Source organism: Nocardia sp. (genome assembly GCF_025465275.1).
Taxonomy (GTDB): domain Bacteria; phylum Actinomycetota; class Actinomycetes; order Mycobacteriales; family Mycobacteriaceae; genus Nocardia.
Window position 1 is genome coordinate 1 of sequence record NZ_JAODNK010000087.1, and the last position, 13,217, is coordinate 13,217.

At 65.5% G+C, this 13,217-nt stretch carries 12 protein-coding genes; 4 read left to right on the forward strand and 8 right to left on the reverse strand.

The window, feature by feature from the left end:
- From JWN03_RS21115 to JWN03_RS21125, 3 genes are all read right to left on the reverse strand, one after another.
- Positions 1–422, reverse strand: a 422-nt coding sequence (locus JWN03_RS21115) for a thiamine pyrophosphate-binding protein (RefSeq protein WP_297617624.1), incomplete at its 3' end; no start/stop codon positions are given.
- 1 nt (position 423) lies between these two features.
- Positions 424–1,314 carry a 2-hydroxy-3-oxopropionate reductase gene (locus JWN03_RS21120; protein WP_297617627.1) on the reverse strand — a complete coding sequence of 297 codons (891 nt, stop codon included), beginning with the start codon at positions 1,312–1,314 and terminating at the stop codon, positions 424–426.
- Between the two features lie 55 nt (positions 1,315–1,369).
- Positions 1,370–2,194, reverse strand: a complete 825-nt coding sequence (locus JWN03_RS21125; protein WP_297617630.1) for a hydroxypyruvate isomerase family protein — start codon at positions 2,192–2,194, stop codon at positions 1,370–1,372.
- A gap of 180 nt (positions 2,195–2,374) precedes the next feature.
- Here JWN03_RS21125 and JWN03_RS21130 point away from each other — a divergent pair, with 180 nt between their 5' ends.
- Both JWN03_RS21130 and JWN03_RS21135 read left to right on the forward strand, forming a co-directional pair.
- The gene (locus JWN03_RS21130) at positions 2,375–3,139 is read left to right on the forward strand and encodes an IclR family transcriptional regulator (RefSeq protein ID WP_297617632.1); all 765 of its coding nucleotides are present in this window, start codon (positions 2,375–2,377) and stop codon (positions 3,137–3,139) included.
- A gap of 302 nt (positions 3,140–3,441) precedes the next feature.
- Positions 3,442–4,596 (forward strand): helix-turn-helix domain-containing protein, encoded by a 1,155-nt coding sequence (locus tag JWN03_RS21135; protein ID WP_297617656.1) that lies wholly within the window; start codon positions 3,442–3,444, stop codon positions 4,594–4,596.
- Positions 4,597–4,930: 334 nt separating this feature from the next.
- Here JWN03_RS21135 and JWN03_RS21140 read toward each other — a convergent pair whose 3' ends face one another.
- From JWN03_RS21140 to JWN03_RS21155, 4 genes are all read right to left on the reverse strand, one after another.
- A complete protein-coding gene (locus JWN03_RS21140; RefSeq protein WP_297617635.1) occupies positions 4,931–7,423 on the reverse strand; it encodes an Hsp70 family protein in 2,493 nt (830 codons plus the stop codon).
- Entirely contained in the window at positions 7,423–7,815 is a 393-nt protein-coding gene (gene grpE / locus JWN03_RS21145; protein WP_297617638.1) for a nucleotide exchange factor GrpE, read from the reverse strand. Before grpE ends, JWN03_RS21140 begins: the two co-directional genes overlap by 1 nt.
- 26 nt (positions 7,816–7,841) lie before the next feature.
- Entirely contained in the window at positions 7,842–10,703 is a 2,862-nt protein-coding gene (locus JWN03_RS21150; protein WP_297617641.1) for a tetratricopeptide repeat protein, read from the reverse strand.
- A gap of 158 nt (positions 10,704–10,861) precedes the next feature.
- On the reverse strand, positions 10,862–11,188 hold the full coding sequence (locus tag JWN03_RS21155) for a hypothetical protein (protein WP_297617644.1): 327 nt from the start codon (positions 11,186–11,188) through the stop codon (positions 10,862–10,864).
- Positions 11,189–11,378: 190 nt separating this feature from the next.
- Here JWN03_RS21155 and JWN03_RS21160 point away from each other — a divergent pair, with 190 nt between their 5' ends.
- Both JWN03_RS21160 and JWN03_RS21165 read left to right on the forward strand, forming a co-directional pair.
- Complete coding sequence (locus JWN03_RS21160; RefSeq protein ID WP_297617647.1) at positions 11,379–12,284, forward strand: helix-turn-helix domain-containing protein; 906 nt, start codon at positions 11,379–11,381, stop codon at positions 12,282–12,284.
- A complete protein-coding gene (locus JWN03_RS21165) occupies positions 12,274–12,477 on the forward strand; it encodes a DUF397 domain-containing protein (RefSeq protein ID WP_297617650.1) in 204 nt (67 codons plus the stop codon). The genes JWN03_RS21160 and JWN03_RS21165 overlap by 11 nt, the downstream gene beginning before the upstream one ends.
- Here JWN03_RS21165 and JWN03_RS21170 read toward each other — a convergent pair.
- On the reverse strand, positions 12,442–13,217 hold a 776-nt coding region (locus JWN03_RS21170), incomplete at its 5' end, for a hypothetical protein (protein WP_297617653.1). The genes JWN03_RS21165 and JWN03_RS21170 overlap by 36 nt on opposite strands.

Sequence of the window (13,217 nt, forward strand, 5' to 3'; positions counted from 1 at the left end):
CCCGGCACCTGCGCGGGCTCCAGCACGGTGACCGCCCACTTGCTCACCGGCGCGGCGATGGAGGCGATATCGACTGCCTGGAAGTCCTCCTTGTGCAGCTTCGCCACCGGCGCCTGCCCGGTAATGCACAGGATCGGAATGGAATCCGCACTCGCCGCATACAACCCGGTGATCATGTCGGTGCCCGCAGGCCCGGAGGTACCGATGCAGATACCGATATTGCCCGCAGCGGCACGGGTGTACCCCTCGGCCATATGCGAGGCCGCCTCGACGTGCCGCGCGAGCACATGCCGGATCCCGCCGTGCGCCCGCATCGCACTGTAGAACGGGTTGATCGCAGCACCGGGAAGTCCGAATGCCTGGGTTGCGCCTTCCTTTTCGAGAATCAAGACCGCCGCATCAACTGCCCGCATCCGTGCCATTTCAGTTCTCCTTGTCCGCACGCCCGCTGAGGCGCTCCACCCCGCGCAGCAGGGCACTGTGGTCGAGTCCGCCGTCGCCGTTCGCCTTGGCCGCGGCTACCAGTTGGGCGACCAGCGCTCCCAGGGGCACAACTACCCCGGCCTCGCGGGCCGCAGCCGTGACGATCCCCATGTCCTTGTGGTGCAGGTCGATTCGGAAGCCGGGCTCGAAGGAGCGGGACAGCATATTGCCCTGCTTCTGGTCCAGCACCTTCGAACCGGCCAGGCCGCCGCCGAGGACGCGCAGGGCGGCCTCGATATCCACGCCGTAGGCCTCGAGGAAGACCACGGCCTCCGCGAGAGCCTGGATATTCGCCGCGACAATCAGCTGGTTGGCCGCCTTGACGGTCTGGCCGGAGCCGCTGGGGCCCACGTGTACAACGGTTTTGGCGACGGTGTCGAAGAGCGGCCGCGCCTGTTCGAAGTCCGCCGCGTCGCCGCCGACCATGATCGACAGGGTGGCCGCGACGGCTCCCGCCTCACCGCCGGAGACAGGGGCGTCCAGCAACCGGAAGCCGCGCCCGGCAGCCTCTTTCGCGAGCTCGACGGCCACATCCGGTCGGATAGAGGAGAAGTCGATGATCAGCGCGCCCGGCTCGGCGCTGTCGAACACGCCCTTCTCGCCGGCCAGCACCTCCCGCACGTCGGGTGAGTCCGGGACCATCACACAGATCACGTCGGCCCCGCGCACCGCATCGGCGATCGCGGTGGTGGCGCGACCACCCGCGACGACGAGCGGTGTGGCCTTGACGGTGGTGCGGGCGTAGCCGGTCACAAGGTGACCGGCGGTGGCCAGGTGGACGGCCATCGGGCTGCCCATAATGCCTAGTCCGATGAAAGCAATCCTGCTCATTCCACTATCCCTGAAGTCGTTGCGTAACAGTGGTTTATGTGGTCATATTGCGGATTCACGAGCTGATACCGCGGCGCTCGCGCGGCAGCCAGCCCAAGCTCTCGGCGGAGCCGCCGGAGGGTGCGTATTCGAGTCCGACCCAGCCGCGGTATCCGCCCGTCTCGAGTGCGGTCAGCTGCTGCTGCAGGAGCAGGTCACCGCTGCCGGGTTCGTGACGGCCGGGGCTGTCGGCGATCTGGACGTGAGCGATCCGGGCGGTGTGCGCCGCGATGACCTTGTCGACATCGTCACCATTGACCGCCAGGTGATACAGGTCGGCGAGCAGGGCGATATTGGCCGCGCCCGTGGCCGTTTGGACCCGATCGATCACCGCGAGTACGTCGGCGGCGGTGCGCAGCGGGTAGCGGTTGGGGCCGCTCACCGGCTCGAGCAGCACGGTGCCGTCGATGCGGGCCGCGGCCCAGGCGGCGAGGCCGAGGTTTTCGGTCGCCACCTCGTCCTGCCGCTCGGCGGATACCCCGTCGATCCGATTGCCGTACAGCGCGTTGAACATTCGGCAGCCCAGACGCGCACCGATGTCGAGTGTGGCGTCGATATTGGCGCGGAATTCCGCGGACAGGGCGGGCCAGGACACCAGGCCGCGGTCGCCGAGCGGCATATTGCCGGCGGCGAAGTTCAGGCCCACCAGCGACACTCCGGCGTTCTCGACAGCGGCGACAAAGGCGTCGGCCTCCTTATCGCTGGGCACCGGGCGGTCGAAGGGCCACCAGAACTCGACCGCGTCGAATCCGGCCCGCCGGGCGGCTTCCGGCCGCTCGAGCAGGGGCAGCTCGGTGAACAGGATCGAGCAGTTGACCTCGTAACGAAGCGAATGACTCATGAATCTCTCCCGGTAAATTCCACAATGCGGAAGTAATATTCTGTTATGCGGAATATCATAGAAGGCACGCTCCGGCTCGGTCAAGGAGTAGCGAAGGAGCCGAGCCGTTTTCGGTGCGTGCCGCTGGCGGCGAATCGGCCGGTAGACTTCCGCCATCCGGAAACATGGAGGAGAGGGCCAGTGACGGCAGCGAACGAAGTCAAGGGACGCACCGGAGGCGTTCAATCGATCGAACGCGCATTCGGGTTGCTCGAGACCATGGCCGACGAGGGCGGGGTGATGGGTCTCTCGCAGCTGGCGACGGCTTCCGGCCTACCGCTACCCACCATCCACCGGCTGGTGCGCACGCTTGTCGACCTCGGCTACCTGCGCCAGGAACCCTCACGCCAATATGTGCTCGGCCCGAAGCTGATCAAGCTGGGCGAAAGCTCCGCGCACATGCTGAGCATCCGCGCGCGGCCGTACCTCGCGCGGCTCGTGGACGAATTGGGCGAATCCGCCAATATGGCCATGCTCGACGGCGACCAGATCGTGTACGTCGCCCAGGTGCCCTCACGGCATTCAATGCGCATGTTCACCGAAGTCGGCCGCCGCGTCCTCCCCCACTGCACCGCTGTCGGCAAGGCGTTGCTGGCCGGAATGCCGCCCGAGCGCACCCGAGACCTGTTGCAGCGCACCGGAATGCCCCGATACACTGAGCACACCCTCACCGACCCAGGCGAATTCGCCCGTCAGCTCGAGGCCGCAGCCCGCAATGGCTACGCCATGGACGAAGGTGAGCAGGAACTCGGAGTGCGGTGCGTCGCAGTCGCGGTGCCCGATGCGCCCGCCGCCCTGGCGATCTCGGTCTCCGGCCCGGTCGGCCGAATGTCCGAAGAGCTCGTCGAACGAGCGGTCCCACTGCTCACCGAGGTAAGTCGAGCACTATCCGTCGGCCTGCACTGAAATGCCTCCGGTCGGCGGTTCCATAGAACGAAGCTGATGCGCCCGATCATCCCGGCATGCTTTTGGCCGGGATCCATACCTGCAGCGTGCCAACTAGCTTCCGTACATCCCGGCCAAAAGCGCGCCGGGGTGACGGGCGGCCGTCCGTGGGTATCCACTGCCATCCAGACGTCTCGCCGGGACTCCATTCGGACGCGCTCCGTTCGTGCACCGATGAGTGTGGTGGCGCAGCCCGATCGTAGGTCGATCCGTAACCGCTGAACCCCTACACGAACGAACCGCACGGTCGTAGCGTGGGCTATATGAGTGTGGTTGGCGATCGGGTGAAGAATGCGCGTAAGCGGGCAGGCATGACACAGCGAGAGCTTGCCGACGCCGCCATTGTCTCGCTGTCGCAGCTTCGAAAGATCGAACAAGGCGACTACGACCCCCGGCTGGAAACGTTGCGCGCTTTCGCGGTCGCCATGAATCTCCGCACTTCCGCCTTACAGGCCACGCGTGACTTCGAAATTCCCGACAGCGACACCGAAGCCCAGTGGCAGCCTGTCATGCGCGCCCTGTACGGCAATATTGCTCAACCCGACGAACCCGCCACCACAGAGGGCGTCCAGACGATGCTCGGCACTGTGCAGACGATGATCAGCGCTGACCGGTACCGTGAAATTACAGTTTTGCTGCCCAACATGATTCGTGACATGGACAGCCTCGAAGGCGCACGTGGCCTGAAGTTCAAAACGCTGAACATGGTTGCCTCACTGCTGGCGCAGACCCGGCAATTCGAAGCTGCCGATATCGTCCTCGGCCGTGCTGTCGACGTCGCCGAGACCCACGTCGAGGCGGCGACGGCGATCGACACCCGGCTGTGGGCGCTGCTTCGGCAAGGCCGGTTGGACGATGCCCGATCGTTGGCCGTGCAGTGGGCAGACGACCTCGAACCACGATTCTCCCGCGCCACCCTGCAATCAGTGGGGATGTGGGGTCGGCTATGGCTGAAGATCGCCAACGCCGCCATACGGGACAACCAGCCGCACGAGGTGGAGGATGCGCTTTCCCTGACCCGAGCAGCGGCGGCCCGCATCGGCCACGACGTGTATGTGGAGCGGCTACTGGGCCGCACCTTCGGCCCCCTCGAGGTGTCCTACATCAGCGCCGAATCGCACGTGATCGCCCACGAGCCGGAGAAGACGCTCGCGATCGCGTCCAAGGTTCCGGCACCGACGATTGAACCGGCGGGTGCCAGCAGGATGCGGCACAAGCTCGACGTCGCCAATGCGTACACGCAGATGGGCCGCTACAGCGAGGCACTGGAGGAGTTCCGTATCGTGCGGCGGACGGCACCGGAATGGCTTGTGCAGCAGCGTTATGCGCGCGATATTCTCGGCACGATCGTGAGCAAGCGGCGCACATTGACGCCGGACATGCGGGAGTTGGCGAGCGTAATCAAGCTCGAATACTGACAGTCCCCGATACATCCCATGAATGGCACTTCGGCTCGACACAAAGCCTAAGTGCCATGGTTCGCCCCTGCTCGAAGCTGTGATGCTCAGGCTCGGCCCCGCCGCCGAGTCGATCACCGGCCCCCTTGACCCGCTCCTCGGCGGCGGGTGTCTCTCCTACCATTGGAAGGGGCATCACGTGACTGCGAAACCAAGGGCTATCGGATACCTGCGGCGAGACATCATAGCGCAGCGTGCCGGGGCCCTCCGGAGCCGCGAACGGGCCCAGCTGCCTGACGGGGTAGGGCCCGTTGCGTACGCCTAATCCACGGCGTTCGGCCTGCGCCCGCGACCGTCAGGCGCCGCGGATGGTGCTGAAGGGGTCGGGGTCGGCCGGGGGTTCTTCCATCAGGTGGCGGAGGCGGGTGTTGATGGTGCGGAGTTGGGGGAGGTCGTTGGCGCGGACCGCGGTGTGGCCCTGGGTGATCAGATTATCGGCGAGGACCAGGTCGGTCATGGTGTGGCGGTCGTCGCAGAAGCGTTCGAAGATGATGACCTGGAGTTCGCCGGTGCGGTCGAGGAGGCGGCGCCAGAGGCCCAGGAGTTCCGAGGTGCGCTGGCGGAGCAGGTCGGGGGCGCGGCTGTCGATGGCTTGGCGCATGGCGACCTCGTGCTGGTCGAATTCGCGGCGGTAGACATCGTCGCCCGCCTCGTCCACGCGGGGGCGGACGTAGCCGAGCATTTCCTTCGCTCTGGCAACGAGGCTCGGCCACATGAGTTCGTCTTCGGCCTCGTCGATCGCGGCACGAAGATCGCGTAGTCGCTGTTCGGCGGCAACTGCCGCATCGGGATCGGTGGCCGCCGCGGCGACGAGTTGCTGGGTGTCGCTGGCGGTCTTCTCCTCCTCGAGGCGCTCCAGCAGGAGCCCGGAGGTCGGGTTGCCGACCTTGGCGTGCTTCTGCCGGACCTCCTCCAGTCGCCGCAGTTCCTGCTCGGTATTGCGGCGCAGATCGTCTGCGTCCGGGAGGGTTTCGGTGTGCAGGTCGATGACATTCTCGAATTCGGCATCGAGATACGGGAGGTACGCGCGGGCGACCATAATCCGTGAGGCGTCGATCTCCAGGGTCAGTTCGATCTCGCTGCCTTCGGGCACACTGCGTTCGATTTGATCGGCGGTGATATCCAGGCAGCCGATGGTGCGGTTGCGGTCGGCGCGCGCATGTTCGCCCTCCACCACCGGGATTCGAATGAATCCGGTCTTCGCGGCGCCGCGATGAATCGCCACCGAGGTCCGCAGGCGCTTGCGGGCGCGGGTCGGCAGCGGTGTATTGCGTTCGATCAGGCGCACGGTCGAATTGTCGGACAGGCCGACGCTGATGGTGTGGATCAGCGGCGGCTGGGTCTCGACCGCGCCGACCGTGTAGTTCAGGGTTGCGGGTTCGAGCGCCCGCCGGTCCCCCGCGTAGTCGGTGAGCTCGAGCTCGAAGGTATTGGCGCGCCCGGTATCCGCCCACAGGGTGGTGCTGAATACCCCGTTCTCACCCACCGCGACCTTGCCGCTGCGCCACGGCGGCCGCGCCTGGGCATTGATCACCTCGATGGTGAGCCCGCCCGGCACACTGCCGTCGGCTGCAGCGATCCGGCCGACGACCAGCGGCTCGCGATCGGGGCCGACGGGCTGGTACTCGAGCTGAACAGTGAAACCTCCGGGTGCGGCAATCGGCGCGGCCGTCTGCGGAATGCGCTGTGTCCCAGCGAAGATCGCGGCGCCGCGCGCGACCACGGTCAGCGGATCCTGACTGAAGTCGAGCGGAATGCTCAGGCCGCGCCGCTCGTCGCCGAGGTGTGCACGCAGATACGGCGACAGCGTCGGGCCACCGACCAGGATCAGCTTGCTGATATCGCCCGGTTCGAGATGGGCCTCCTCCAGTGCCTTTCGGCACAGGTTCACCGATCGGGTGATCAGCGGTTCGGACAACCGCTCCACATCCGCGCGCTGCATTTCGTAGTAGAACTCGACCCGGCGGCCGTCACCGTCATCCAGCTCGATCTCGATATCGGCCGAATTCGACCGCGACAGCTGAATTTTCGCCTTCTCGGCATTGAGCTTGAGCTTATTGACCACCGCCCGCCAGCGCGCCGACCCACGGGCCAGATCGGTGAAACCGAACTCGTCGCGCACCGCCGGAATGAGCAGCTCCTCGACAATCCGCCAGTCGATCAGTTTGCCGCCGAGGTAATTGTCACCACGATGGTTGAGCACCGTGAATTCGCCGTCCCGCAATTGGATGACCGCTGCGTCGAAGGTGCCGCCGCCGAGGTCGTAGACCAGCCAGCGGGCATCCTCGTCCGAGGACTGGAAGCCGTAGGCCAGCGCGGCCGCGGTCGGCTCCTGTAGCAGCGGCGAAAACCGCAGTCCCGCAGCCTCTGCGGCCGCGCGCGTAGCATCGCAGGCGCTCATATCGAAGGCGGCGGGCACCGTCACCACCGCGGCCTCGATATCCTCACCCAGTCGCTGCCGCACATCGGCCCGCAGCGATTTGAGCACCTCGGCGGACAGCTGCACCGGACTCAATCCGCGCCCACTGGCGGCGAAGCTCACCGATTCGCGCGCCGTACCCATGCGCAGCTTGAACTCGGCCGCCGTATTGTCCGGATCAGATTCGCTGCGTTCCTTCGCCGCGCGCCCCACCCGCAGCTGATCACGACGGTCGATCCACACCGCCGACGGGGTGGTGTCGGAATCCTCATTGTTCTTGATCACATCGGCGTCGACGCCGCGCAATACGGCGACGGCACTGTTGGTGGTGCCCAGATCGATTCCGAAATCAACCGTCGATCGGCCCATTATTGATTGTCCTCCGAGATTTCGTGTAGTGCAGCGCTGCTGGTTTCCGGTGTGGCCACGATGATCTGGCCCATTTGCACCACCCGGCCGTCGAGATACACCGTGGGCGTGATGGTTTCGACAACGGTCTCGCGAGCAACCGATTCCGAGGGCGAGAAGGCGACCACCTCCACCGATTGGCCGGGATCGAACGGTTCCCCGGTATGTGACTGCACCTGCACACCCGCATCGGAGAGCGCATCGGCCATCGATTCCAGTTGTCGCGTCACCGATCTCAGCAGTTTCACCGGATCCTCCCCCTCGACCGGGTAATCGGCGGCCAGCTTGCCCTGCAGCCGCCATACCCCCGTCGCCAATTCCACCAGTACCGGCCGGAAATCCTTGCCGTCCATGAACATCTCCCACTCTCGGGCGGCGGCTACGCCGGCCGCTCGCCTTTCTTCCACCCCTGCTCGATCAGATCCGTGACGTGCGGGAACCGCATGGTGTGTTCCTGTACCTCGTTGTCCATCGACCCCAGCACGATCGACGAAATGACGGCGACAACCAGGGCGATACCGGCTACGACGAATACCGGGTGCGCCGCGAGACCGATGAAGAATCCAACGATCGCGACCAGCCAGGCGATCGCGCACACCGCGCCGGTATTCGTCCGCTGCTGTTCCGCCGGGCGGTGCTCCTCCTTGCAGACGGCGCACCGTGGCACGTCGACATGCAGCGCCCGCCACTTCTTGCCATTCACCGTGTGCTGCACGTCGCGATGCAAGCCCACCCGGACGTGACCGTCGGCCGCCTTCGGCCTGGATTTGCAATACCAGCAGTTGTTCTCCAGCTGCGCGGCTGCGGTGCGCTGCTGGCGGATTCGGCCGAGCGCGGCGGACTGCTCCCCCACGAACTCCTGTGCGTCACTGCCCTGCGGCAGTGGCCGGATCCGGGTCAGCAATTGCTCGGCGGTATCCAGATCACCCGACTTGTTGAAGTACGCCACCGTGCACGAGGTGGCGGTGCGAGCGACCGCGTCCTGCCACTTCGCCATCTGCTCACCGTCTGGACCGTGGACGGCGCGGACCCGGGCCAGCGGCAACCGGGACCGATCGAGCAGTTCGCGCGCGGCCTGCGCGCCGGAACCCTCGCTCACCTCGATGGCGCGGCGCGCGATGCTGATCAATTCCGCAATGCGGGACTTCGCGGTGCTCTCCCATTCGGTGGCCATCCGCGCCCGGGTCGCCGCCGTGGTCGCGACCGGGCCGAGCCGCTCGAGCAGGGCTTCGCTCGCCGCCGCGTCCTTGGTCTCATTGAAGTACTTGATATCGCAGGAGATCGCCGTCTGCACCAGATCGTCGTGGGCGCCCGCGCCTACCGGATCGGGCGGTGGGCGCAGCCGGTCGATCACCTGCAGTGGAACGCGGGCGCGATCGAGCATGCGGTGCGCCGTCGCATTGGCTTCCTTCGGCTGCTTCGCACCGGCGTCGAAGGCCTCATCAGTGATCGACTTCAGGCGGGCGGCCAGCTTTCGAACGGCGGTATCACGGGCATCGCCGATCACCCCGCCACTGAAAATGCTCGGATACCGGGCCGTCTGCTCGGCGAACTGATCGAGCACTTCGAGATGGACATCGGTGGTCGCGGAGCTGTTGTCGTCCGCTGCCCGCACGATCAACTCGGTGTGAATGCGCAAGAGCGCTACCGGAACCGCCTGGCGTAGTTCCGCGAGGACCAGTTCGCCCAGCCTGCGCTCGTCGATGCGCGCGGCACGGGCGCGCAATCGCTGCCACAGCGCGGCATCGCCGAGCGCGGCATCCCATGCGGTCAGGGCATCCAGCCAGGTTTCGGGTGCGCGGCCGCGTGCTGTCTCCATGCCTTGGACATGGCGCAGGACTGCGAGATTGTGTACGGCGATTCCGTCTTTGTCCGCCTGATCGACCCAAATGCGTTCCGCACCAGCGATATCGCCTGTTGCAAGCAAATCCATTGCGGGGTCGGCGCCGTCGGCGGGCCAGAACCAGAACAGTTCCTGCACAAGACGATTCACCGGTTCGCGTAATCGGTTGAGAGCCGACTTCACATCGGCAGGATCCGGCAGCGGAGTCACCGGCAGCACGCCGGTGCGTGCCAGCGGTGCACCCAGCCGTTCGGCCGCCTCGATCTCGGTGACTCGACTGCGCAGCTTGCGCGAATCGGCATCCGTGCGCAGCCCCGCGAGCCGGAAAGGGTTGCGGGCGTAGGCCGCATCGTCGACAAACGCCTCCAGCACCGCTGTCACACCGACCGAGGTGGCCGACCCGCCCGCCGGTACCTCCGAACTCCCCGCGCGTGCGACTCGCTCCGGCAGCACGGTGCGTAGCAGCTCGGGCCGGGGTTCGGCTGTCGCAGCGGCGGTTCCGGGTAGTCGCGCCAGATTGTCCCGCGCATTCGGGTCGCCGGCCGCAGCGGCGCGCTCGTACCATTCGATGGCGGCGGGCAGATTGGGCGTCGCCAGTTTGCTCTGGAACAGCGTGCCGAGATTGTTCATGGCACCGGCCTGCCCTGCGGCCGCGGCCTTCTCGTACCAGATGACCGCGGCGCCCAGGTCGCCATCGGCTTCGGCCAGTACACCGAGCGCGAACGGCGCGTCCGCATGGCCACCCGCGGTGGCCTTCTCGTACCAGCTGCGGGCGGCGACGAGATCATGCGGTTCGAGGTTGTACCGGTAGAGCTGGCCGATGTTGTACATAGCTGCGGCACTGCCGTTTTCGGCGGCCTTCTCGTACCACTGCCGGGCCCCGAGGTAGTCCGGCGGATTCACGCGTTCGGCGAGCATGTACGCGAGTTTGAACAGCGAATCGGTGTACCCGGCCGCCGCGGCCTGCTCGTACCAGCGCCGCGCTGCCAGGAAATCCGGCGGGTCGACCGAGTAGTTGTAGATCTGGCCGAGGTTGTACATGGCTGTGTTGCTGCCGCTTTCGGCAGCCTTCGTGTACCACTCGAGCGATGCGATCCGGTCAGGTGGATCGGCAAGCTCCGCGAGCAGATAGCCGAGCCGGAAATAGGCATCGACATGACCTGCCGCGGCGGCTCTTTCGTACCATTCCCGCGCCGTCCGCACATCCCGCGGATTCTTGTTCTCGGCCAGCCTGCCGAGGTCGTTCATCGCACACCGGTGACCGCCCGCCGCCGCCCGCTCGTACCACTGCGACGCTTCGATCAGATCGGGCGGATCCGCCTTCTCCAACGCGTAGCCGAGGTCGTGCATGGCGGCGACGTCCCCGGTCGCCGCGCGGTCGTGCAGATCACTGGTCACCACAGCGTCCCCCCACTCTCCTCCCCAGGTACGCGGCGGCCACTCTGTCCAGTGATCGAATACGCCCCGCCGACCCGTTCGCCGCACATGCTACCCATGGCCCCCGGCAGGCGCGACCGATCCGATTCGTGCGGAGCGAGCTTGTCACCCTTGAGCTTTCAGAGCGTGCCCTCCACCACCTCCCGGCTCTCGACACTCGGCATGAGCACAGCCAAAACCGCGTCGTCCCAAGAATTTATCTCGGGGCCCGCGAGGATCGCATCCAGCAGCGGCGCGCTCGCAAGACTGCCCGGCCCGTAATAGCCGCCGGCCCGTGCACTGGCCAGTACGGCGTGAATAACGCTGGCGTACACCTGCGCTCGCGGTGCGATGACCGGCCGCCCGGCCCGCTCGTACTCCCGCAGCCACCCATCGACCGCCTCGATCACTTCACAAAGCACACGAACCTCGACCTCGCTCGTGCTGTCCATCTCGGAGCCGAACATCGTTGGAACCTCCCGTGATTCGGGCAAGTGCGGTGGAACCAGCACACCATTGGCACCCTTGCGAATTCAGCGAAAATGGGATCCCGGGGAGAATCCGCCCATTCACCCACGACCCGACCCACGTACGCGGTACAACGGAATCACTTACTGAACACGGTTGATTCGAGTCCGCAGACCGAAGGTAGAACCGATGACCAGCAATGACGACGATGACGGGGCGGCATCGACACTCCCCAGACGGCAACTCGGCCGACTGCTGCGGGAGGAGCGGGAAAAGGACGGGTTGACGATCGAGGTCGCGGCCAAGCTCGCGGATCTGTCGAAATCGGCGCTCCAGCGACTGGAGGCCGGGCGCAATCAACGCATCCAGAAGCAGGACGTCAGGGCATTGTGCGAGGTCTACGGCGTGGACCCGGCGGACAGCACGCAAGCCGTCGAACTTGCCGAGCAGGCCAGATCGAAGAGTTGGTATCACGCCTTCGGCGGGTTGTTCAGCAATGAATTCAATATGTATATCGGACTCGAGGCCTCGGCGCGGCAGCTGGTCTTCTATCACGAGCAGGTTCCCGGACTGCTCCAAACCCGCGACTACGCAAGGGCTTTGATCGGTGCATTCTATCGCGACGGCGCACCCGAGGACATCGAACGCCGCGTCGAAGTGCGAATGCGGCGACAGCACATAGTCACCCGCAGATCCGGGCGACTCCACATCGAAGTACTCCTGCACGAGTCCGCACTGCATCGAGTCATCGGCAACCGCAAAGTCATGGCGACCCAACTACGCCACCTCGCCGAAATCGGCAAACTACCCAATGTCTCGATCCGCATCCACCCCTACGACGCCGGCCTGACCTGGGGCATCCTGCACGGCCAATTCGTCCTGCTCGACTTCGGCGCGGACACCCGAGGCAAACCCGTCGAACCCCCGATCGTCTACCTCGAGGGCGGACCCAGCAGCGACGTCTACCTCGAGAAGCCCGACGAAATCCAGCGCTACGATGAACTGGCGTCCGGCATTCGCGCAACGTGCCTGAGCGAGAACGACACTCGAGATCTATTGCGGCGGGTAGCGAAGGAGCACGAGCGTGACCACTGACCTGCCCGGAGCGCACTGGTTCAAAAGCAGCCACAGCGAATCAGGCGGCCAGTGCGTCGAAGTGGCGTGGCTCGACGACGGCACCATAGGCGTCCGCGACTCCAAAAACCCCACCGGCCCAGCCCTGACCTTCACCCCTGGCGATTGGAATGCTTTCCTACCGTTCATCGTCGAGGACGATGAGGGCCGGTAGTCCCAGTCGTGGCGCAACAGTTCGCACGAACCGAGTGAGGTGGACATCGTTCGGGTCGATTCCGGCCCGAACGGCCTCGGTCCAATTCGGGCGATGAAGCATCCAGAGATATCGGTTCACCACATCGTCCCGCTGCTCAGTAGTGAAGCTGAAACCGTCGGGTTCATGGGTTACCAGGTTGTCGAGCAGCCGCGCGGCGTTCAGATAGCGTTCCGCGCTCGGTGTTCGGCGAGCGAGTTGGCGAATATAGGCGTCGAGGACAATGCGGATCGGCGGATAGGACTCCCACGTCATACCCATCCCACTGGCACCGGCCATGCTCAGCAGCAGTCGACCGGTGTGATCGACCAACTCATCGTCCACGTCGTCCGCGATGATCGCCTCATGTAGGTGCGCAGTGGTGGCGACCGTGCCCGCGTAGTACGCGTCGTAGAAATCCCTCTGACACGATCGCCGCAACAGCCAGGAACGGGAAGCGCTGCTACCGGGCAGGCAGAGGGTTTCGACAACCTGGATACGGCTCGAGCCCGAAATTCGCTCGGCCAGCCACACCAGGGCCTCGCCACCGAAACGCCGCTTCAGAGCATCAGCCGCAAGCCATCCGAAGGTGTCGGAGAGCAGGCCGACGATCTGGATCAGTTCGATATCGTCCTCGCCCCGATCCATGGCCAGCAATGCCAGCCCGATCAGAACCGAACATCGGTCGGGGCTGTACCGGACGAGCCATCGACCGGTCTCAT

Excerpts from the sequence above, each read along its gene's own strand:
- JWN03_RS21155 (WP_297617644.1), bottom strand. The coding sequence starts at position 11,188 with ATGTTCGGCTCCGAGATGGACAGCACGAGCGAGGTCGAGGTTCGTGTG.
- grpE (WP_297617638.1), bottom strand. The coding sequence starts at position 7,815 with ATGGACGGCAAGGATTTCCGGCCGGTACTGGTGGAATTGGCGACGGGG.
- JWN03_RS21140 (WP_297617635.1), bottom strand. The coding sequence starts at position 7,423 with ATGGGCCGATCGACGGTTGATTTCGGAATCGATCTGGGCACCACCAAC.
- JWN03_RS21125 (WP_297617630.1), bottom strand. The coding sequence starts at position 2,194 with ATGAGTCATTCGCTTCGTTACGAGGTCAACTGCTCGATCCTGTTCACC.
- JWN03_RS21135 (WP_297617656.1), top strand. The coding sequence starts at position 3,442 with ATGAGTGTGGTTGGCGATCGGGTGAAGAATGCGCGTAAGCGGGCAGGC.
- JWN03_RS21160 (WP_297617647.1), top strand. The coding sequence starts at position 11,379 with ATGACCAGCAATGACGACGATGACGGGGCGGCATCGACACTCCCCAGA.
- JWN03_RS21120 (WP_297617627.1), bottom strand. The coding sequence starts at position 1,314 with ATGAGCAGGATTGCTTTCATCGGACTAGGCATTATGGGCAGCCCGATG.